Annotated in this window: 16 protein-coding genes and 1 pseudogene; 7 read left to right on the top strand and 10 right to left on the bottom strand. The window is 72.1% G+C overall.

The features are described 5' to 3' along the window. Positions 1 to 194, top strand: a pseudogene (locus AAG827_RS05775) (MSMEG_0565 family glycosyltransferase); the annotation flags it as partial. On the opposite strand, the gene AAG827_RS05780 reads toward AAG827_RS05775, so the two are convergent. After that, positions 132 to 1241: a hypothetical protein gene (locus tag AAG827_RS05780; RefSeq protein ID WP_341924903.1), complete on the bottom strand. Its 1110-nt coding sequence runs from the start codon at positions 1239 to 1241 to the stop codon at positions 132 to 134. The pseudogene AAG827_RS05775 and the gene AAG827_RS05780 overlap by 63 nt on opposite strands. Before the next feature lie 61 nt (positions 1242 to 1302). On the opposite strand from AAG827_RS05780, the gene AAG827_RS05785 reads away from it, so the two are divergent. Then, the gene (locus AAG827_RS05785; RefSeq protein WP_341924905.1) at positions 1303 to 1926 is read left to right on the top strand and encodes a TetR/AcrR family transcriptional regulator; all 624 of its coding nucleotides are present in this window, start codon (positions 1303 to 1305) and stop codon (positions 1924 to 1926) included. A gap of 406 nt (positions 1927 to 2332) precedes the next feature. Continuing rightward, the gene (locus AAG827_RS05790) at positions 2333 to 3379 is read left to right on the top strand and encodes a MerR family transcriptional regulator (RefSeq protein WP_341924906.1); all 1047 of its coding nucleotides are present in this window, start codon (positions 2333 to 2335) and stop codon (positions 3377 to 3379) included. Positions 3380 to 3511: 132 nt separating this feature from the next. Here the strand turns inward: AAG827_RS05790 and AAG827_RS05795 are convergent, their stop codons facing one another. Next, entirely contained in the window at positions 3512 to 6733 is a 3222-nt protein-coding gene (locus tag AAG827_RS05795) for a M36 family metallopeptidase (protein WP_341924908.1), read from the bottom strand. Between the two features lie 181 nt (positions 6734 to 6914). Between AAG827_RS05795 and AAG827_RS05800 the strand changes: the two genes are divergently transcribed. Beyond that, complete coding sequence (locus AAG827_RS05800) at positions 6915 to 8444, top strand: ATP-dependent DNA ligase (RefSeq protein WP_341924909.1); 1530 nt, start codon at positions 6915 to 6917, stop codon at positions 8442 to 8444. A 53-nt stretch (positions 8445 to 8497) separates the two neighbouring features. Beyond that, entirely contained in the window at positions 8498 to 9184 is a 687-nt protein-coding gene (locus tag AAG827_RS05805) for a TetR/AcrR family transcriptional regulator (RefSeq protein WP_341924911.1), read from the top strand. A gap of 212 nt (positions 9185 to 9396) precedes the next feature. Here the strand turns inward: AAG827_RS05805 and AAG827_RS05810 are convergent, their stop codons facing one another. Continuing rightward, positions 9397 to 10680 carry an acetyl-CoA C-acetyltransferase gene (locus AAG827_RS05810; protein WP_341924912.1) on the bottom strand — a complete coding sequence of 428 codons (1284 nt, stop codon included), beginning with the start codon at positions 10678 to 10680 and terminating at the stop codon, positions 9397 to 9399. A gap of 155 nt (positions 10681 to 10835) precedes the next feature. Between AAG827_RS05810 and AAG827_RS05815 the strand changes: the two genes are divergently transcribed. Both AAG827_RS05815 and AAG827_RS05820 read left to right on the top strand, forming a co-directional pair. After that, positions 10836 to 12170 carry a 3-oxoacyl-ACP reductase gene (locus tag AAG827_RS05815; protein WP_341924913.1) on the top strand — a complete coding sequence of 445 codons (1335 nt, stop codon included), beginning with the start codon at positions 10836 to 10838 and terminating at the stop codon, positions 12168 to 12170. 5 nt (positions 12171 to 12175) lie between these two features. Then, complete coding sequence (locus AAG827_RS05820; protein ID WP_341924968.1) at positions 12176 to 13051, top strand: MaoC/PaaZ C-terminal domain-containing protein; 876 nt, start codon at positions 12176 to 12178, stop codon at positions 13049 to 13051. Positions 13052 to 13078: 27 nt separating this feature from the next. Here AAG827_RS05820 and AAG827_RS05825 read toward each other — a convergent pair whose 3' ends face one another. From AAG827_RS05825 to dxs, 7 genes are all read right to left on the bottom strand, one after another. Further along, positions 13079 to 14305: a M23 family metallopeptidase gene (locus tag AAG827_RS05825; protein ID WP_341924914.1), complete on the bottom strand. Its 1227-nt coding sequence runs from the start codon at positions 14303 to 14305 to the stop codon at positions 13079 to 13081. 126 nt (positions 14306 to 14431) lie between these two features. Next, positions 14432 to 15319 (bottom strand): acyl-CoA thioesterase II, encoded by an 888-nt coding sequence (locus AAG827_RS05830; protein WP_341924915.1) that lies wholly within the window; start codon positions 15317 to 15319, stop codon positions 14432 to 14434. After that, on the bottom strand, positions 15316 to 16194 hold the full coding sequence (locus AAG827_RS05835; protein WP_341924916.1) for an acyl-CoA thioesterase II: 879 nt from the start codon (positions 16192 to 16194) through the stop codon (positions 15316 to 15318). Before AAG827_RS05835 ends, AAG827_RS05830 begins: the two co-directional genes overlap by 4 nt. A 7-nt stretch (positions 16195 to 16201) precedes the next feature. Further along, positions 16202 to 17164 carry a PAC2 family protein gene (locus AAG827_RS05840; protein WP_341924917.1) on the bottom strand — a complete coding sequence of 321 codons (963 nt, stop codon included), beginning with the start codon at positions 17162 to 17164 and terminating at the stop codon, positions 16202 to 16204. A gap of 23 nt (positions 17165 to 17187) precedes the next feature. Next, entirely contained in the window at positions 17188 to 18096 is a 909-nt protein-coding gene (locus tag AAG827_RS05845; RefSeq protein ID WP_341924918.1) for a homocysteine S-methyltransferase family protein, read from the bottom strand. 43 nt (positions 18097 to 18139) lie between these two features. Beyond that, positions 18140 to 19540, bottom strand: coding sequence for a hypothetical protein (locus AAG827_RS05850; RefSeq protein WP_341924919.1), 1401 nt, complete (start codon positions 19538 to 19540; stop codon positions 18140 to 18142). Then, complete coding sequence (gene dxs, locus AAG827_RS05855; protein WP_341924920.1) at positions 19521 to 21434, bottom strand: 1-deoxy-D-xylulose-5-phosphate synthase; 1914 nt, start codon at positions 21432 to 21434, stop codon at positions 19521 to 19523. Before dxs ends, AAG827_RS05850 begins: the two co-directional genes overlap by 20 nt. Between the last annotated feature and the right edge of the window lie 11 nt (positions 21435 to 21445).

Genomic DNA, 21445 nt, shown 5'->3' on the forward strand with positions numbered 1-21445 from the left:
TGGCGCGCGACCTGCCGGTGCTGCGGGAGGTCTTCGAGGACACCGTGGCCTTCGCGCACGACCCGGCCTCGATCGCCGCCTCCCTCGCGTCGGTGCTCGATGCTCCCCCGGCGCCGGAGGCCGGCCGGGCGCTAGCCGCGCGCTACACCTGGGACGCGGCGGCGCGGGCGCACCTCGCGTTCTACGGCCGGTGACCGCGCGACCGTGACCAGCACCGCCAGGCTCAGCGCGTAGCAGGGCACGAGGTAGGCCACCACGCCCGCCGGCGGCGCCAGCACGCCCAGCACGGCGAACGTCGCGAGCCACAGCCCGAGGTAGGCAGTGGGGTAGGCACCGAGCAGCCCGGGGGCCCGCGTCCGGGACGAGCGCCAGGCGGCGACCAGCTCGCGCACGAGCACGGCGGTGGCCGCGGCGAGCATCAGCCAGAGCACCCCCTCCACCACGTCGTACGACGGGGCGTCGACGAGGTCGAGGTAGGTGACGGGCAGCTGCCCCGGGATGCTCAGCAGCGGGGTCAGGACCCCGATCCCGACCGCCGGGAGGACGACCGAGCGGGCGGTCGTGCGAGGGCGGCGGCCCAGCAGCAGGAAGCAGGCCAGCGCGAAGGCGGTCGGCATGACGAGCGCGAAGTTGACCGTGCTCGACATCGGCACGTCGCCGAGCAGGATCGCGTTGGTGCGCGTCTCGGTGTCCCAGGCCCACCAGCGGTGGTCGGGGCCGAACTGGTCGAAGATCGAGTAGAACCCCTGGTGCACCGCGCCGACGCACACCGACGCGATCACCGCTCCTCGAACCCGACCGTGGCGCTCGAGCACGCCGAGGCGCTGCACGAGCACCCACGCGAGGTAGACCAGCGCGGGGTAGAGCAGCAGGATGTAGAGCGGCAGCCGGTGGTAGAGCAGCCCGACGGTGAACTCGTTGTGGACGAACACCGCGGAGACGTAGTCGTCGATCCCGAAGACCGCCGGGAAGTAGAGCGGCGGCTCCAGCACGAGGACGTAGGCGACCGCCCCCAGGCACACGCCGAGGTTGGTCGCGTCGCCGGTGTGGCGGCGTACGAGCCAGGCGTGGCGGAAGGCGAGCACCGCGCCGAGCAGGATCAGCAGCTCGATGACGGGCATGGTGGCGTCGGCCAGGCTGCGCGGGTCGCGGAGGTAGACGAACGGCGAGGCGTCCTCGCAGGCGACACCGCCGAGGGAGTCGGCGAGCTCGCGGAAGCGGTCGGTGCACAGGTCGGACACCGGACGAACGCTATAGTCATTCACGCTGAGACGAAACACCTTCATCGACAGGAGTGCTCCCATGTCGCCGTCCTCCCCCGACGCCGCACCGCCCGTCCGGGCGCGTCGGCCCCGGCTCGACCACGAGTCGGTCGTGGTCGCCGCGGAGGGCCTGGTGGACCGCGAGGGCTACGACGCGCTCACCATGACGCTGCTGGCCGCCGAGCTCGAGACCCGGGTCTCCTCGCTCTACAACCACGTCGCCAACCTCGAGGACCTCCGCGCGGAGATCCAGGTCCGCGCCATGCAGCTGCTGGGCAACCAGGTCCGCAGCGCGGCGATGGGCCACGCCGGCCCCGACGGCCTGCGCGTGCTGAGCCACTCGCTGCGCGGCTTCGCCCGGGACTACCCCCACCGCTACGCCGCCATGACCCGCGCTCCGATCGACCGCGACGCGTTCTTCGCCGCGGCCGCCGGCACCATCGAGGCGCTCGCCGTCATGGTGCGCTCGACCGGCCTGCCCGAGGAGCGCATCCTGCTCACCGGCATGGCCGTCTTCTCGGCATTGCACGGCTTCGTCTCGCTCGAGGTCAGCGGCTACTTCGGCGGCGTCGACGACCTCGACACCGTCTTCGCGCAGGTCATCCGCGGCGCCGTCACCGCCGCCGTCCTCGAGGGCAGCGAGCCGGTCGCCGCCACGGGCTGACGCTCCCCCGGCGTACGCCCGAACGTGCATAGGCCGCCCTCGCTTTCATCCACCACGCTCGCGCGACCACGCGCATGGCGCCTATGCCTGTCCGGGCGTACGCCGACCCGGCCGGCCGCAGGGACATCCGCGACGTCTCCCGCTCCGAACACTCGGTGACAGGCACCCGCCTGGAGACGAGGATCCCGATGGTCGGCACCGCAACCCTCCCGATGTGCTCCGCGGTCGCGCACGAGCCCTCCTGCTCCTGTGGCCAACCGCTCGAGACCGGCGCCGATCACTGCCCGCGCTGCGGCATCGCCGTCCACCCCTGACCCGAGCCGGCCGAGGGCTCTTGACCTTCCCCCAGGGTCAGCCCGGAGCGTCGTCGCAACGGTGACCGTCACCGAGGGAAGAGGATGGCCTGATGGACTACCTGACCATCGGCGACTTCGGCCGGGCCAGTGGCCTGACGCCCAAGGCCTTGCGCCTGTACGACGACCTGGGGCTGCTGCCGCCCGCCGACGTGGACCCGTGGACGGGCTACCGCCGCTACCTGCCCGACCAGCTCGTGCAGGCACGGCTGGTCGCGCGGCTGCGTCTCGTCGGCATGCCGCTGGCCCGGATCCGCGACGTCGTCGCGGCGACCGGCCCGCAGCGCAGGACTCAGCTGTCGTCGTACTGGACGCAGGTCGAGGCCGACCACCGCGCCCGACGCGATGTCGTGGCCACCCTCCTCCACGCGCTCGACCACGAGGAGATCGACATGCACCACGACCAGCACCTCACCGCCACGGCGGCCGCCCGGCACGGCCAGGGTGGCCGCACCCACCAGCTCGACGCCGTCCACCTCGGCACGCGGGTCTTCGCCGTGGCCGACGGCTTCGGCCCCGCCGCCGGTCCCAGCACCGCAGCCGTCGCGGCACTCGCACGCCTCGACACCACGTCGCACGACGAGGCGCCGGGCGACGCGCTCGGCGAGACGGTGGCGCGGGCCGCCGCTGCCGTGGCCGAGGCGTCGCGGGACCTCGACGAGGAGGCGGGCACGACCCTGACCGCGGTGTGGCTGGTGGATGGCACGGCCCAGGTCGCCCACGTGGGAGACGGGCGGGCCCACCGGCTGCGTGACGGGGTGCTCCAGCAGCTCACCCGCGACCACACCCTGGTGCAGGCGCTGCTCGAGGAGGGTCGGCTGACCGAGGACGAGGCGCGGTCGCACCCGCACCGGTCGCTGCTCAACCGCGCGCTCAACGACCGGTCCGAGGCCGATCTCCTCACCTGCGACGTCAGGCCCGGCGACCGGCTGGTCCTCACGACCGACGGGGTGCACGGCGTGCTCGAGCGCGCCGACCTGGAGCGACTGCTGTCGTCGCCGGATGCCCCGGAGGCGGTGGCCACCGCGGTGGCGAGCGCCGTCGAGGCGGCCGAGGCCCCAGACAACTACACGGTGGTCGTGATCGACCTCGCTGCCTGAGCAGCGCCGTCGGTGACAGCCGTCACCCATCCGGAGCCGAGGCAGCGCCGAAGACGAGGCGGAGGGGCGTCCACCACGGGGGTGCGGACGCCCCTCCTCACGTCTCGGAGCCGGAGCGGGAGCGGGACAGGCTCAGCGCGGCTCGGTCACCGTCACGTCGAAGGACGCACCGCCGCCGTAGAGCAGCAGGAAGCCCAGGTAGGCCGCGCCCGCCGGGATCGGCGTCGCCTCGTCGAAGAGGGCGAAGCCGCCCGACATGGGCTGGCAGTCCTCGTCGTAGGCGTAGACCAGGAACTCACCGATCGCCACGTCGCCGGTGTAGGTGGCGGCGTGCAGCCCGTCACCCGCGCCCGCGGGCAGCTTGGTCATGAAGGCGTCGACACCGTTGGCGGACGGCAGGTCCGGGCAGGACCAGGAGAGCTCCGTGACACCGGGCTTGTAGGGCTCGAGACCGAGCAGGGAGCCCTGCACCGGGTTGCCGACGTTGACCGAGCCGCTGGAGGTGACCGGCTTGTCCGCCGGCGGCAGCTTCGGCTTGATGCCCGAGGCCTGGCCGAACGCCTGGACCTCCGAGACGATCGCGGTCGAGGCGTTGGTCGGCGCCGAGCCGAAGTTGGCAGCAGCGACCGCCCGGACGAAGCGCGCCTTGACCGGCGTCTTCAGCTGGTAGGTCTGCAGGTCGAGGTCGGCGATCGCCGGCCGCGGGCCCTTGAAGGAGAACGTGGCGACCTTGGCGGTGCGCCACTTCTTGCCGTCCAGCGAGGTCTGGACGAGCACCGTGCGAGCGGCTGCGAAGCGGGGCAGGCCGATCGGCTTCACGACGCTGACCGCGACGGTCTCGATCGTCGAGAGCTTCTTCAGCTTGACGGTGACCGAGCGGTCCGGGCCGTTGTTGTAGGCCTTGTCGGACGCTCCCGTCTGCCACGCAGTCGCCTCGGTGTCGTCGACCATGTTGCTGCCCGGCAGCGCGCCGGTCTGGCTCGTCGTGCGCACGACGGTCGCTCCCGAGGACTGCGAGAGCAGGTTGGGTCGCAGCTGCACGACCTTCGTGACCGCACGGCCCTTCGGGACGTCGACGGTGATCCGCTGGATGCCGTAGCCAGCTCCCTGCAGGGTCAGCGTGTGACGCCCGGCCGCCATCGTGATGGTGCCGAGGCCCTTCCCGTTCGTCGTGACCAGCGGGGTGCCGCGGCCCTCGTAGAGCCCGCCGAGCACGCGCACCTTGCTGGCGGCGCCGCCGGCGGAGGCGTTGACGAGCTTGAGGGTGACCTTGCCGTTGAGCGCCTTCTTCGGGACGTCGAAGCCGGGCTTCGGGTCCGTGTCGGTCTCACCGGTGGTGCGCGCCGAGACGCCCATGCCGCGCTCGGCGAAGGCGCTCCAGATCAGGTCGGTGTAACGGTTCTTGTAGCGCAGCTCCGAGGCCTTGAGGATCGCGTCGCGCATGTCGAGGAACGTCGGCGTCGCCGGCGAGATCGGCATCGCGTCCATGACCAGGTGCTCGGCGATGTCACTGGCCTTGCGGTGGTTGCCGCCGACCGCCTTGAGGATCTTGGTGCGCAGGGTCCACAGCGTCGCGGTCCAGATCTCCCCGTCGGAGTGCACCTCCGGGCCGGACATGTCGTAGCCGTAGTCGCCGTAGGTCGCCGGGCTGGTCGCGTAGTTCCAGTTGCGGATGCCGCGCTGGGGGTCGCCGACGTACGGCGCCGTGACGGCCGTGCGGGTGAGGCCCTCGCGGAAGAGGTGGTTCATCGCGAACCAGTCGCCCCAGCCCTCGCCCATCGCGCCGGACTGGCCGGTGCCGAGCGAGCCGAGGCCACCACCGCCGACGTAGCGGTTGGACAGGCCGTGGGCGTACTCGTGCTCGATGATCGTGGAGTCGAAGTCGCCGTCGCGCGCGGCGCCCTCGAAGGCGTCGTCGGCGAACTCCCAGAGGTACATGTTGGTGAAGCCCGGGATGCCGTCGGGCAGGGTCAGCATGTTGGCGTTGTTGCGGCCGAGCGGCAGCACCGGCTCGGTGAGGTTGAGGGCGCCGGACTGGGCGCCACCCATGATCGGGTCGCCGCCGAGGCCCAGGCCGTCCTCGCCGTTGTTGACCAGCTGGAAGTTGCCGGCCGACTCGGTGAAGCCGAACTCGTAGAACTCGTCGTGGATCCGGTTGTGGTGGTAGAAGAGGTTGACCGCTGCCGCGTTGGCGTCCTGGACGAACGTGCCGGTGCCGCCGTCGCTCTTGCGCCAGGCGTCGGGGAAGGCGAAGTTGAACGCACCGGTCGGCGCGATCGGACGGTTCTCCTGGTCGGCGGCCACGAGCGGGACGGTCCAGGCGATCGCGGTGTTGGCGTTGTTGCCGAAGGTGGTGACCCCGGGCAGGCCGAGCAGGCCGGTCGGGTCCACCCAGCCGCCGGGTGACTGCTTCGTGGGGCCGAAGCTGACGACCTTGGGCTTGCCGCCCTTCTTGGCTCCGGGGTAGTTCTCGTAGATCGTGCCCTCGGCGTGGGCCACCAGCGACTTGCGCAGCAGCGGCCGTCCCGTGGCGGCGTCGACGATGACCGCCCACGCCTCGTCGATGCTCTTCACCACGAGCACGGCGTACGCCGCCCTGCCGCCCTGCGCGGTGGGGAACGCGATCTGGCGGACGCGCACCACGTCGGCCAGCGGCCCGGCCTGGAAGACGTCGTAGCCGCCCTGCTTGCGGCCGAGCGCCTTGGCGACGAAGTCGAGGCCGGGCAGGAGGTCCTTGACCGTGGTGCCCACGGCCTCGGCGAGGCTGAGGTCGAAGTCGCCGAGGAGCGCGGTCTCGCGCACGGGGTCACCGGCATAGCTCACGACGCGGCCGTCGCGGTCGACGAGCACGGTGAGGATGCCGCCGTAGCCCGAGGCGATGCCGCCGAAGGTCTGCGCGAAGCTCAGCACCCGGGCCTGGACGCCGGGGAGCTCGTGGTCGCGCACCAGCGCGAGGCCCTCCATGGCGCTGGCGTCGAGGCCGAAGGCGTCGGCGTTGTCGACCAGCCAGGACTGGGCGATCGCGAGCGGCTCCTGCGCGCTGGGTCCGGTCAGCGCGCCGCCGACCTTGCTGATCGAGCGCGGGGTGCCCGTGACGTTCCACGTCACGGTCGCCCCGAGGCCGGCGAGCGCCGCTCGCTGCGTGCTGCTGGGGGCCACCGGTGCGAGCCCGAGGCGGGAGTCGAACGCCGAGGTGAAGCCGAGCCCCTCACCGAGAGCGGGCAGCAGGGCTGCGGGCTTCCGCACCTGGGCCTTCGCCGACGAGGAGGCGTCGGCGGAGAGCTGGGTGAGCGTCGGGGTGAGGACGAGGGTCGCTGCGATGGCGGCGACGAGCGGCTTCTTCGATCGGTTCACGGGCACCTGTCTTGCGTCGTCGGCCCTCGGGTGTGGCCGTTGTCAGACAAACGAGGGCTGACCGGGTTGGCTACGCGCGGTGACCGACGAGTAACCAACTTCACCAGCAACGCCGAGTCGGCGCGATGTTGCACGCCGCCCGTCCCGTGCCGCTGTCGGCGGCCTGGTCCAGACTGGAGTCGTGCTGCTCCACGACGTCGTCACCACCTCAAGCGCGGTCGCCTCCACGCGCTCGCGCAAGGCCAAGGTCGCCGCGCTCGCCGACCTCCTGACGCGCGCCGACGTCGACGAGATCGAGGTCGTCACGGCCTACGTCGGTGGCACCCTCCTCCAGCGCCGCACCGGGCTCGGCTGGCGCGGTCTCGGCACCCTGCCGGGGCCCGCCGCCGAGCCCACCTTGACCGTCCGCGAGGTCGACGCGTCGTTCGCGGCGCTCGCCGTCCTCGCCGGCCCCGGCTCCCAGTCGGCTCGGGCCGCGGCCGTCGCGACGCTCTTCGCCCGGGCCACCGCCACGGAGCAGGAGTGGCTGCGCGGCGTCGTCACGGGCGCGCTGCGCCAGGGAGCCCTCGAGTCACTGGTGCAGGAGGCGGTCGCGGTCGCCGCCAAGGTCCCCCTCGGCGCCGTACGCCGCGCCGCGATGCTCTCCGGCTCCACGGTCGTCGCCGCCCGCCTGGCCTTCGTCGGCGGCGAGCGCGCGCTGGGCGAGGTCGGACTCGAGGTGCTGCGCCCGGTGCAGCCGATGCTCGCGTCCTCCGCCCCGTCCGTCGCCGAAGCCATGGCCAAGGCCGCCGATGGAGCGCCGGTCTCCATCGACACCAAGCTCGACGGCATCCGCATCCAGGTCCACCGCGCCGGCGACCAGGTGGTGATCACGACCCGCACGCTGGAGGACATCACGGCCCGCCTGCCCGAGGTGGTCGAGGTGGCGCTCGCCCTGCCGGCCGACTCGTTCGTCCTCGACGGGGAGGCGCTGGCGCTCGACGACACCGGGCGTCCACGACCCTTCCAGGAGACCGCCTCGCGCACCGCCCAGGCGAGCCAGGACGGCGGCCTCCACGTCACGCCCTACTTCTTCGACCTGCTGCACCTCGACGGCACCGACCTGCTCGACGAGCCCGCCACCGCGCGCCTGGCCGCGCTCGAGGGGTTGGTGCCGACCCAGCACCTCGCGGCCCGACTGGTCACCGACGACCCCGACGCCGCCGAGGCCTTCGTCCGCGGTGTGCTCGCCGCAGGTCACGAGGGGGTGGTCGTCAAGGACCCGACCGCGCCCTACGACGCCGGCCGTCGGGGCTCGTCGTGGGTCAAGGTCAAGCCGGTCCACACCCTCGACCTCGTCGTGCTCGCCGTCGAGTGGGGCTCGGGGCGCCGCGAGGGCTGGCTCTCCAACATCCACCTCGGTGCGGTCGGCACCGACGGCGACCTGGTCATGCTCGGCAAGACCTTCAAGGGCATGACCGACGCGATGCTCACCTGGCAGACCGAGCGCTTCCTCGAGCTGGAGACACACCGCGACGGCCACGTCGTGCACGTGCGTCCCGAGCAGGTCGTCGAGATCGCCTTCGACGGCGTCCAGCGCTCGACGCGCTACCCCGGCGGCATGGCGCTCCGCTTCGCGCGGGTCGTGCGCTACCGCGACGACAAGACCGCCGCCGACGCCGACACGCTCGACGCGGTGCGAGGGTTCCTGGGCGGCGCGACGACCGCGTGACGAACATGTCACACCTGTGCAACTCGGAGTTGCACTTCTTCTAGGCTGCTCCCATGAGCGCCCGCGCCCCCGAGACCGACGGCCGTCGCAAGGCTGCCACCGTACGCCGGCGGGCGCGCGAGGCAGACATCATCGCGGCCACCCGCGCCCTCTTCGACGAGCGCGGAGTCCGGGACGCGCAGATCGAGGACATCGCGCGGGCGGTCGGCATCAACCGGGCGATCGTCTACCGCCACTTCACCGGCAAGGAGGAGCTCTTCGCCCTCACGCTGGTGGTCTACCTCGACGAGCTCCGCGACGCCCTGGCGACCGCGGCCGAGGCTGCCAGCACTCCCCCGGAGAAGCTGAAGGGGATCGTCGGCGCATTCGTCGACTACGGCCTCGCGCACCCCGCATTCGTCGACTGCGCCCAGGCGCTGATGCGCCAGCCCGGCCCCGAGCTGCTCGACGAGATCAGCGAGAGCGCCCTCTTCCGGCTCGGTCGGGCGATCTCGTCGTGCCTCACCCTGCTGTCGACCGCGGTCGAGGACGGCATCGCCTCGGGCGACTTCTCCCCGCGCAACGACCCGACCCTGCTGGCCAACATGCTCTATGCGAGCGGCCTCGGCGGGCTGCAGATCGCCCGACTGGGGATCCTGGTCAAGGAGTCCGCTCCCGGCATCCCCACCGTCGGAGAGATCTCCCCCGAGCAGGTCCGCTCGCACCTGGTGGCCTCGGCCCTCGCGCTCGTCGCGCGCTGACCGCGAGACCTGGCGCTGCGGCGTACGCCTGTCGCCGGTGACGCGGCACTTCCCACGGCGACACGCCACCCACCACGGGGTGCCCACCGTGGGAAGTGGCGGTTCGTCTGCATACCTTGATGGAGCGGCGCCGCCCGGCCCCGGCCACTCCCCCGACGCACACGAGCCCCCGACCGCCGGTGCGGTCGAGGGCTCGTGAGGAAGCGCGAGGATCAGGGGCGCTCGAGGATCGCGGTGACGCCCTGGCCGCCGGCGGCGCACACCGAGATGACCCCGCGACCGGAGCCCTTCTCGGCGAGCAGCTTGGCGAGGACGTTGATGATCCGTCCACCCGTCGCGGCGAAGGGGTGGCCCGCGGCCAGCGAGGAGCCGTTGACGTTGAGCTTGGAGCGGTCGATCGAGCCCATCGGGGCGTCGAGGCCGAGGCGCTCCTTGCAGAAGACCGGGTCCTCCCACGCCTTGAGGGTCGAGAGGACCTGCGAGGCGAAGGCCTCGTGGATCTCGTAGAAGTCGAAGTCCTGGAGGGTCAGGCCCTCACGCTGGAGCATCCGCGCCATCGCGTAGGCGGGCGCCATCAGGAGACCCTCGCCCCCGTGGACGTAGTCGACCGCGGCCGTCTCGTAGGCGGTGAGGTAGGCGAGCACGGGCAGGCCGTGCGCCTCGGCCCACTCCTCGGAGGCCAGCAGGATGACCGACGCGCCGTCGGTCAGCGGCGTGGAGTTGCCGGCCGTCATGGTCGCGGCCTCGCCTTTGCCGAAGACCGGCTTGAGCTTGGCGAGCTTCTCGACCGAGGAGTCGGGGCGCAGGTTGTTGTCGCGCTCGACGCCACGGAACGGCGTGACCTGGTCGTCGAGGAAGCCGGCGTCGTAGGCCGCACCGAGGTGCTGGTGCGAGAGGGCGGCGAGCTCGTCCTGGTCCTCGCGGGTGATCTGCCACTCCAGCGCGGTCAGCGCGGCGTGGTCACCCATCGAGAGGCGGGTGCGCGGCTCGCCGTTCTGCGGGATCTCGAGGCCGATGTCGCCGGGGCGGATGGCGGCCAGGGCGGCCAGGCGCGACTTGGTGTCACGGGCGGCGTTGACCTTCATCAGCTTCTTGCGCAGCTTGTCGCTGATCGCGACCGGCGCGTCGGAGGTGGTGTCGGTGCCGCCGGCGATGCCGACCTCGATCTGGCCGAGGGCGATCTTGTTGGCGACCTGGATGGCCGCCTGCAGGCCGGTGCCGCACGCCTGCTGGATGTCGGTGGCGGGGGTCTCGGGCGACAGCTTGGACCCGAGCACGGCCTCGCGGGTGAGGTTGAAGTCGCGGGCGTGCTTGAGCACGGCGCCGGCGACGACCTCACCGAGGCGCTCGCCCTCGAGGCCGTAGCGCGTGACCAGGCCGTCGATCGCGGCGGTCAGCATGTCCTGGTTGGACACCCCCGCGTAGACGGTGTTGGAGCGGGCGAAGGGGATCCTGTTGCCGCCGATGACGGCGACCCGGCGGGTACGTTCGATCATGCGCACATCCTGTCCCCAGGACCGCCTGCAGAGAAGCCAATGAGGGGCAGGTCACGAAATGTGGACTCCGAGTTACACCTGGAGTTACATGTTCCCTGCCACGCGCGCGGCTCGACGGCGCACGCACCCACGACACCCGGAGGACTCACCACGCCATGAGCGACCGTTACCAGGGCTTCACCCAGTCCCCCCTCGGCAAGCTGCTCGTCAAGAACCTCGGCCTGCCCGCCCCCATGAAGCTCGACCGGTACGTCGAGGGCGCACCGTTGGTCGACGGGACCGTGCTCGTGGGTGGTCGCGGCCGTCTGGCCGAGTCGCTCCCCGGTCTGCTCGACACCCTCGGCATCGCCTCGACGGAGACCGTCGACGACGACGCCCGCTTCAAGGGCCTGGTCTTCGACGCCACCGGCCTGACCTCGGCCGCCGAGCTCGAGGCGCTGCGTGACTTCTTCACCCCGGTGATGCGCAAGCTCGGCAGCTGTCCGCGCGTCGTCGTGCTCGGCACGCCGCCGGAGCTGGTCGAGGGCTCGGAGCGGGTCGCCCAGCGCGCCCTCGAGGGCTTCACCCGCAGCCTCGGCAAGGAGATCGGTCGCGGGGGCACCGTCCAGGTCGTCTACGTCGCCGAGGGCGCGGAGGCCGCCGCCACCAGCACGCTGGGCTTCCTGCTCTCCCCCAAGTCCGCCTACGTCTCCGGCCAGGTCGTGCGCATCGGCGCCCACGGCACCACGAAGGTTCCCGCGGTCACCGACTGGACCAAGCCGCTCACCGGCAAGGTCGCCCTCGTGACCGGCGCCAGCCGTGGCATCGGCGAGCAGATCGCCCGCGTGCTCCACCGCGACGGCGCGACCGTCGTCGGCGTCGACGTCCCGCAGGCCGCCTCCGAGCTCCAGGCCCTCATGGCCGAGCTCGACGGCGACTGGCTCACCCTCGACATCACCGGCAAGGACGCGCCCCAGCGCATCGCCCACCACCTCAAGGAGAAGCACGGCGGCGTGGACGTCGTCGTGCACAACGCCGGCATCACCCGCGACAAGAAGCTCGCCAACATGGACGAGTCGCGCTGGGCCTCGGTCATCGCGGTCAACCTGACGGCTCCCGAGCTGATCACGCGCGAGCTGCTCGACCAGGGCGTCGTCAACAAGGGCGGCTCCATCGTCGGGGTCGCCAGCATCGCCGGCATCGCCGGCAACGTCGGCCAGACCAACTACGCCGCCTCCAAGGCCGGTGTCATCGGTTTCGTCGACTCCCTCGCCGACGAGCTGAAGGACGGCATCACCATCAACGCCGTGGCTCCCGGCTTCATCATCACCGCCATGACCGCCGCCGTGCCCTTCGCCACCCGCGAGGTCGGCCAGCGGCTCAACGCGATGTCGCAGGGTGGTCTGCCGGTCGACGTCGCCGAGACCATCGCGTGGTACGCCAACCCCGCCTCCAGCGCCGTCAACGGCAACGTCGTCCGCGTCTGCGGCCAGATGATGCTGGGCGCGTGACCGCGATGGAGACCCGCATGCTCGAGGACGCCCCCGGCGGCCTGAGCCTCCTGCTCAAGGCAGCCCTGCCGTCCCTCCCGGTCGTCGGCTCGCTGCCCGGCATCAAGAAGGCCTCGCCGGCCGGCTTCGACGGGCTGTCGTTCTCCCGCCCGGCGACCGAGGTCACCCGGGAGCACGTCGACGCCTACGCCCGCGTGTGCGGCTTCCCGACGAAGGACGTCGCTCCCCTGCCCTACCCGCACATGCTGGCGTTCCCCCTGCACATGGCGATCATGACCGAGCCGGCCTTCCCGGCGCCGGCCATCGGCACGGTGCACCTGGAGAACTCCATCACCGGGCACCGCCCCGTCGCGATCGGGGAGAGCCTGGCGCTGCAGGTCACGGTGGGCGCCTCCGAGCCCCACCCCAAGGGCACGATCTTCCGTTTCGTCAGCGAGGCTCGCGCCGACGGTGAGCTGGTCTGGGAGAGCACCTCGACCTACCTGCGCCGCGGCAAGGGTGACGAGTCCGCCTCCGCCGGCTCGTCGTTCCCCGACGCCGCGCCGACCGGCACCGTCTGGAGCCTGCCGGGTGACCTCGGGCGGACCTACGCCTCGGTGTCGGGCGACCACAACCCGATCCACCTCTACCCGCTGACGGCCAAGGCGCTGGGCTTCCCGCGCCAGATCGCCCACGGCATGTGGAGCAAGGCGCGCTGCATCGCGGCGCTCGAGAACCGGCTGCCCGACGCGGTCCGCGTCGACGTCGCCTTCAAGAAGCCGATCCTGCTCCCGGGCAAGGTCGCCTTCGGCTCCACGCCCACCGACGACGGCTTCGCTTTCTCCCTGACCAACCCCAGGAGCGGCGCGCCCCACCTCGTCGGGGCCACGACCGCTCTCTAGGGCGCGGCCCCGGGCGCGGCGACCGGCTCAGCGACTCCGACCGAAGCTGACCGACGACGTCTTGGCTCGCGCTGCCGTCGGCGCCGGCGCCCGGCGCAGGCTGAAGGTCGCGCTGGTCGGGTCCCAGACCCCGAGGTCGGTGCGCCCGTTGGCGTCCCAGTCCCCCGTCACCGGCAGGTCGTCACCGGAGCCGAAGGCGACCTGTGCCAGCCACGCGAGGCCGTCGTCGTCGACGCGGCGCAGGGTGAACGTCGCGCTCGCGACGTCGTAGACCCCCAGGTCGGTGTCCCCGTCGCCGTCCCAGTCGCCGGTGACCGGGAGGTCGCCGACGTCACCGAGGGGCACGTCGGTCAGCGCTCCGTCGGGAGCGCGCAGCCGGAAGACCCCGTCGACAGCCCGTCGTACGCCGACCTCCCAGCGCCCGTCCCCGTCCCAGTCGCCCGCGACCGGCACGTCGGCGGCGGCACCGAGCACCACCTGCTGGAGACCCGAGGGCATCCTGAGGCTGAAGGTCGCCGTCGCCGGCGACCGGACCCCGGGGTTGAGCCGACCGTCGCCGTCCCAGTCCCCCACGACCGGCTGGTCGGTGGCGGTGCCGAAGCGGAGCACCTTGGGCGTCGTGCCGGGCCGCTGGATCTCGAAGGTCGCCTTCTCCGCGCGGCGGTAGACCACCAGCTCGGCGGTCGTGTCGCCGAGGAAGTCACCGGCGACGGGGACGTCCACGCAGTTCTGCGAGGCCTGCGTGCTGCCCATCACGAAGCGGGCCCCGTGGAACCACGGCTCGGAGAGCGAGCCTCCGGCGCGCTGCTCGTAGTGCAGGTGGGGGCCGCTGCTGTTGCCCGTCGAGCCGACACGACCGAGCAGCGCACCCTGGTCGACGCTCTGGCCCTTGACGACGCTCACCGCCGACAGGTGGGCGTAGTAGGTCTGGGACCCGTCGGCGTGCTCGACCACGACATAGCGCCCGTAGCCGCGGGTCCCGCCCGGCACGGCGGTGGCGACGACGCCCGACGCCGAGGCGACGACGGGCATGCCGTTGTCGTCGGCACGGTTCCAGTCGATGGCGCGCGCGCTGGGGCTGTGGCCCGACCGGGTCGTGCCGGTCCACGACTGGGCGCACGGGAACGGCATCTCGAAGCCGACGACCGGAGCCGCACCATGCCCGGGCGTCGACGTGACGCCGAGCGCCGCGACGGTCAGCGCGCCTGTCGCCAGGGCGGCGCCGAGGCCGGAGCGGCGGTGAGCTCGAGACATCGCGGAGCACCTCGGACGTCGGAGCGACGCTGAGTCACACGCACACCACGGATGCCAGCAGTCACAGAAGTGATCACACGTAACCACGACATCGGCGTGTCTGTCACGAACTACATCGGTGTCATGCTAGGGGGACTGGACCGGCTCCCGCTCCTGGAGCGGTCGGATCAGCCCCTCCTGGGCGACCGTGGCGACCAGGGTGCCGTCCTCGGCGAAGATGCGTCCCAACGACAACCCGCGCCCGCCGCTGGCCGACGGCGACCACTGGTCGTAGAGCCACCACGCGTCGGCGCGGAACGGCTGGTGGAACCAGATGGTGTGGTCGAGGGAGGCCATCTGGGTCCGCGACGGCGAGGCGTCGTGGGCCGTCAGCGACGCCCCCAGGAGGCTGACGTCACTGGCGTAGGTGAAGGCGGCGAGGTGCACCAGCGGGTCGTCGCCGAGCTCGCCGTTGATCCGGATCCACATCCGCGCCTGGGCCGGGTGCTGCGGGTCCGGCGTGAGACCGATCCGCGAGTTGCCGAGGTAGCGCACGTCCAGCGCCGCCCACTCCTTGCCCAGGGCGTCGGCCTCCGCGTTGCCGCGGGCCCGCATGAGGTCGACGAGGTCGAAGCCGTCGGCCGGGCTGCCGACCGTCGGCATCTGGTCCTGGTGCTCGAAGCCCTCCTCGGCCCGCTGGAAGTCGAGGGTCTGGTAGTAGATCGGTCGGCCGTGCTGGCGCGCGACCACGCGCCGGGTCGCGAACGAGCGCCCGTCGCGGATGCGCTCGACGTCGTAGATGATCGGCACCTGGTAGTCGCCGGGCAGCAGGAAGTAGGAGTGCAGGGAGTGCACGACGTAGTCGGGCTCGACCGTGCGGGTGCCGGCGATCAGGGCCTGCGCGGCCACCTGCCCGCCGTAGACCCGGGCTCGGGCGGAGTCGGGCTGGGCGCCGCGGAAGAGGTCGACGTCGATGTCCTCGAGGTCGAGCAGGGCCACGAGCTCCTGCGCCGGAGTGGGGGTCGACTCGCTCATGACGCACCTCCTGACGTCGCGCGGCGGCGCAGCAGCGCCTCCTGAGCGACGGTCGCCCCGAGCGTGCCGTCCTGGGTGTAGACCTTGGCGAGCACCAGACCCCGTCCGCCGGCCGCGGCCGGGGAGACCTGGTCGTAGAGCCACCACTCGTCGGCACGGAACGGCCGGTGGAACCACACCGCGTGGTCCAACGAGGCGATCAGCGTGTCGGGGCTGCCCATGCGCACGCCGTGCGGCGCGAGCGCCGCCCCCATCAGGGTCATGTCGGAGAGGTAGGTGAACGCGGCCACGTGCCAGAACGGGTCGTCGGGCAGGGCCGAGGAGACCCGGAGCCAGAAGCGCTGGCGCGCCGTCTCCTCGCCGTCCTCGGGCAGCCGGCCGTCGGCCGAGCTGCCGACGTAGCGGAAGTCGACGACGTCCCACTCGGAGTCCATCGCCGAGTCGCGTCCCGGATCGGCCGCGCGGCTCGCGGCGCGGGCGTCGATCGCGTCCTCCGGAGCGATCACCTCCGGCATCGGCTCCTGGTGGTCGAAGCCCTCCTCGGCCCGCTGGAAGTTGGCCGTCATGGCATAGATCGGACGGCCGTGCTGACGCGCCAGCACCCGCCGGGTCGCGAAAGACCTGCCGTCACGCAGGTTGTCGACGTCGAAGATCGTCGGGGCCCCCGTGTCGCCGGGCTGGAGGAAGTAGGAGTGCAGCGAGTGCACGGCGTAGGACGGGTCCACCGTGCGGCTGGCGGCCACCAGCGCCTGGGCGGCCGCCTGGCCGCCGAACACCCGCGGCAGGACCGAGGGCATCTGGTGACCACGGAAGAGATTGTCGTCGAGGCGCTCGAGGTCGAGCAGCGCCACGAGCTCGTCGGCGTCGCGAGGCACGGCGCGCTCAGCCCTGCTGCTCGTCGGGGCCCTCGAGGCCCGCCAGGAACTGCTGGAACTGCTGGCCGATCTCCTCGCCCGTGGGCAGCGGCTGGTCCTCGGCGAGCAGGCTGGTGCCGGACTCCTCGGCGCGCTCGAACGCGTCGTACTGGCGCTCGAGGGCCTCGACCACGTCGGCGACCTCCTCGTTGGAGGACAGGTAGCGCGCGACCTCCTCCTCGCGACCCTCGGCCTCGGCGCGGAGGTCGGTGAGGTCCACGGTCAGGCGACCGGCCTTCTCGACGTTCTCGAGCAGCGCCAGCGAGGCCCGCGGGTAGTCGAGCTGGGCGAGGTAGTGCGGGATGTGGGCGACGAAGCCCATGGCGTCGTGGCCCCACTCGCCCAGGCGCACCTCGAGCAGCGCCTGTGCGCTGCTGGGGATGCGCAGCTCGCCGCGCCAGGGGCTGTCACCGGAGATGAGGTCGGCGTTGTTGGCATGGTGGGTGATCGCGATGGGGCGGGTGTGCGGCACGGCCATGGGCACCGAGCCCATGCTCACCACGCGCGTGACGCCGAAGCGCTCGACGACCTCGCGCACCGCGCGGGCGAAGGCCTCCCACCGGTTGTCGGGCTCGGGCCCCTGGAGCAGCAGGTAGGGCGTGTCACCGGAGTCGTGGAGGAGACGGACGACCAGGCGCGGCGCGTCGTAGCCCTCGTAGTGGTCGCGGACGAAGGACATCGCAGGGCGGCGGGCGCGGTAGTCGTGGAACTGGTCGACGTCGAAGGTCGCGACCACCGGGCCGTTGCTCTGCCCCAGGGCGGTCGGGTCGACGCGGCCCTCGGTCAGGGCCACGAGGTGGCGGCTGGCGATCGCGGCCGCGTTGCCCGCGTCGAGGAAGCCGTCGAGGACCACCACCATGGTCAGTGACGAGGTGTCGTCGAGCTCGGGCACCTCGTCGACGATGTGGACGAGCCGGGGTTCGGTGGTCACGGGGGAACGATATGCCCCTGCGGTCACTGTCCCCAGAGGCGGGCGACGTGGCGGACGTCGGTGCCGCAGCAGCCGCCCACGACCTGGAGCTGCGGCAGCTGCGCGCGCAGGCGCTCGAACGAGCTCGCGAGGAGATCCAGGTCCCCCGGGTCGAGGACCTCGCTGGCGTCGAGCTCGGCGTGCGTGAGCGTCGAGGCGTTGGGCCGCAGCCCGACGATCCGGTCGAGCCACGCGCCGTCGCCCAGTCCGGGCTCGACGTGGAGCGGATGCGCACAGTTGACGAGGAACCAGTCAGGGGCTTCGGCCGCGTCGACGATCGCGACCGCGTCGGCGAGGACGCTGCCGTCGGGGAGCCGCCCGTCGGTCTCGACGGTGAAGGAGATCGCGACGGGCAGACCCACCTCACGCGCGGCCCGGACGACACCGATCGCCTCCTCGGCGCCGGTCAGGGTGTAGGCCGTGGCCAGGTCGGCCCCCGCGGAGGCGAACGCCGTGAGCTGGGGCGCGTGGTAGGCGGCCGCCTCGTCGGGATCGATCCGCTCCCCCGCCACGTAGCCGTCACCGCGTGGCCCGATCGTGCCGCTGACGAGGACCGGGCCGTCCACCGGTCGCTCGTCACGCAGCTCGCTGAGCAGCTGGACCGCCTTGCGGTTGGCGAGCTCGAGGGCCCGCCGGTCGTAGCCCACGCGGATCCCCCAGTCGGGGTTGGCCCGCCACGTCGGCGTCTCGAGCAGCAGTCCGGCGCCGGCTCGGCGGGCGATGTCGACGTAGCCCCCGAAGTAGTCACGGAGCAGTGCCCGACCGGACTCGTCCTCGACGAGCGGGAACGCGGCGAAGTCCGGGAGGTCGAGGCCGTGGTTGAAGATCAGGTCGGTCTCGAGCCCACCGTCCGTGACGAAGTCGTTGCCTCCCAGCAACGCAGGCGTGCCCACCCGCCCACTGTCCTCTCGCTGCCGTCGCTCGGCAAGGCCCTTCTCACCCGACCGGCGTAGCCGTGGCGGCGGCCGCACTGGGACTGGGACTGGGGCTCGGGCTCGGGCTCGGGCTGGGGCTCGGCGTCGGCTCGAGGAACGCCGGGTCGAAGGTCGAGATCAGCAGCTCTGCGCCGGCCCGGGCGAGCTGGCGGGAGTTGAGCCCGATCGCCATCTGCATCCGCTTGCCGGGGTCGGCTCCGGGGACCGTGACGTAGTCGAGCAGCGTCCACAGCATCGAGGGACCGTAGGTCGCGGCGACGTACTCGCAGGCCCACCAGGACAGGCCGTAGTTGGCCGAGGACGCAGCGCCGTTGAAGGTCTCGTCGGCCGGCAGGGCGTCGACCCCGGCCTCGGCCGCGTCGATGGCGTCCTGGGTGATGCGTCGCTCCTCGGGCGCCAGCGGCTGCACGGAGACGTACTCCGCGAGCCCCTCGCTGAGCCACACCGGCGCCTGGTCGTCGCGCTGTCCCAGCGCCACGTGCGTGAGCTCGTGCCGGACCAGCCGGTCGCGCTCGATGCCGTCCCTGCCGAGCATCGTGGGGTTGAGGACGAAGCGGGTGGAGGCGATCTCGGTGCTGGCCGGACCGGCGTCGACCGGGAAGGCCACCCCGTCGATCGCGGTCGGGTCGCCCCCTGGCAGGTCGTCGATGGTGCTGAGGAACGCCGGGTCGGACAACGCGTAGAGGACCACGCTGCGGTCCCAGTCGTAGGGCACCTGGGCCGCGACGTCCGCGATCCCCCGCTCCACCGACGACACGAGCCCAGCTGAGGACCCCAGGCTGGCGTCGTCGAAGATGCCCAGCACCCCCACGCCGCGCACCACGTCGACGGGCCCGAGGTCCCAGGGCTGGGGCTGGGTGTCGTTGAGCTCCTCCCAGGCCGGGTCGGTGACCGAGCTGAGCACGAAGGCACCGGGGTCGCGCAGCGACGGCGAGAAGCGGTAGCGGTCGCGCCTCGTGACGGGGAGGGCGTCGAAGCCCTCGAGCTGGAGGACGACGTCGACGGCCACCCAGTAGTCGTCGCCCTCGCGCAGCAGGCTCCCCCGGTCGACGGCATAGGCCAGCTCCGCGATCGGGAGCTGGGTCAGGTTGTCGAAGTAGGTGCGCTGCTCGTCCAGGAACTCCGGGCGACCCTTGGCGACGCCGCGCTCGAAGACCGCCCGGTCCCCTCGTCGTACGGCGTCGGCGCGGCGGTTCAGCAGCCCCCGGAACTCGGCGAGCAGGTCGGGCGGCACCGGGACCGTGGTCTCGCTCGGCACGACCGCCCCGCTCGGGGAAGCCTGTGGCGCGGCGGCGTCGGGCGTGCCGGAGCACCCGGCCAGCGCCAGGCAACCCACGATCCCGAGGACGAGTGCCTTGATGGAGCCTGCCCTTTCTCGTGCCTCAGAGCTGGTGGTCGACATCGACCACGGACTCGTCGGTGCCCACCGTGTCGAGCGCGGTGATGTCCTCGACGATGCCGCGGGCGATCGCCTGGGGCGTCAGGCCGATCCGCTCGAGGATGGCGGCGCGCTTGGCGTGGTGGAGGAACTCCTGAGGGATGCCGTGCAGACGGAAGGGCGTGGTGACGCCGGCATCGTTGAGCGTCTGCAGCAGCACCGCGCCGCAGCCTCCGATGCGGCCACCGTCCTCGACGCTGACCACGAGCCGGTGCTCGCGGGCGAGCTCGACGATCGCCGGGTCGACCGGCTTCACCCAGCGGGGGTCGACGACGGTGACCCCGATGCCCTGGGCGTCGAGGCGCTCCGCGACCTCGACGGCGACCTCGCACATCGAGCCGACGGCGACGACCAGCACGTCCTTGGCGCCCGAGCGCACCAGCACGTCGGCGTTGCCGGCCTTGGCGTGCGTGGGCATGTCGGCAGGGGGCGGACCCTTGGAGAAGCGCACGACGGTCGGGGCGTCGTCGACGTCGACGGCCTCGTTGAGCAGCTCGCGCAGCCGGGTCGCGTCACGCGGCGCGGCGAGCCGCAGGCCCGGCACGACCTGGAGGATCGACATGTCCCACATGCCGTTGTGGCTGGCGCCGTCGTCGCCGGTGACGCCGGCGCGGTCGAGCACGAAGGTCACGCCGCACTGGTGCAGGGCGACGTCCATGAGGACCTGGTCGAACGCCCGGTTGAGGAACGTCGCGTAAATCGCCACCACGGGGTGCAGGCCACCGATCGCCAGGCCGGCAGCGGACGTCGCGGCGTGCTGCTCGGCGATGCCGACGTCGAAGGTGCGCTCGGGGTAACGGGCCTGGAACTGGTCGAGCCCGACCGGGTGCATCATCGCGGCGGTGATCGCTACGACGTCCTTGCGGCGCGCGCCGAGGTGGACCATCTCGTCGGCGAAGACGTCGGTCCAGATGCGGCCCCGGACCTTCTCCTCGCCGGTCTCGATGTCGAAGGGCTGCGGGGAGTGGAACTGGTCGGCCTCGTGCTGCTCGGCGGCGTCGTAGCCGAAGCCCTTGCGGGTGATCGCGTGCACAATGACCGGGCCACCGAACTTTTTGGCGTGGGCGAGCGCGTGCTCCATGGCGACGCGGTCGTGGCCGTCCACGGGACCGACGTACTTGAGCCCGAGGTCCTCGAAGAGGCCCTGCGGGGCGACGGCGTCCTTGAGGCCCTTCTTCATCGCGTGCAGCGCGTCGTAGGCGGCGGGACCGACACCGGGCACGGCATTGAGGCGCTTCTTGACCATGTCGAGCAGCTGCTCGTAGCGGGGGCTGGTGCGCAGGGAGGTCAGGGCCGTGGCCAGACCGCCGATGGTCGGCGTGTAGGAGCGACCGTTGTCGTTGACGACCACGACGAGCTTGGAGTCGCGGGCGATCGCGATGTTGTTGAGGGCCTCCCAGGCCATGCCCCCGGTGAGGGCGCCGTCGCCGATGACGGCGACCGTGTGCCGGTCCTCGCCCCGGATCGCGTAGGCCTTGGCGATGCCGTCGGCATAGCTCAGCGCGGTGGAGGCGTGGGAGTTCTCGACGATGTCGTGGGGCGACTCGGCCTGGCTGGGGTAGCCCGAGAGGCCACCCTCCTTGCGCAGGCTGACGAAGTCGGCGGCCCGGCCGGTGAGCATCTTGTGGACGTAGGCCTGGTGACCGGTGTCGAAGACGACCCGGTCACGCGGTGAGTCGAAGACCCGGTGGATCGCGAGGGTGAGCTCGACGACTCCGAGGTTGGGACCGAGGTGCCCGCCCACGCGCGAGACCGCCTGCACGAGCTGGTCGCGGATCTCCGCGGCCAGGGTCGTGAGCTGGTCGTCGGAGAGCCCGCGCAGGTCGCGCGGTCCGGCGATCGAGTCGAGGACACCCATGTCGTCGAGTT

The organism is Nocardioides psychrotolerans, from assembly GCF_943371775.1.
GTDB classification, from domain to species: domain Bacteria; phylum Actinomycetota; class Actinomycetes; order Propionibacteriales; family Nocardioidaceae; genus Nocardioides; species Nocardioides psychrotolerans_A.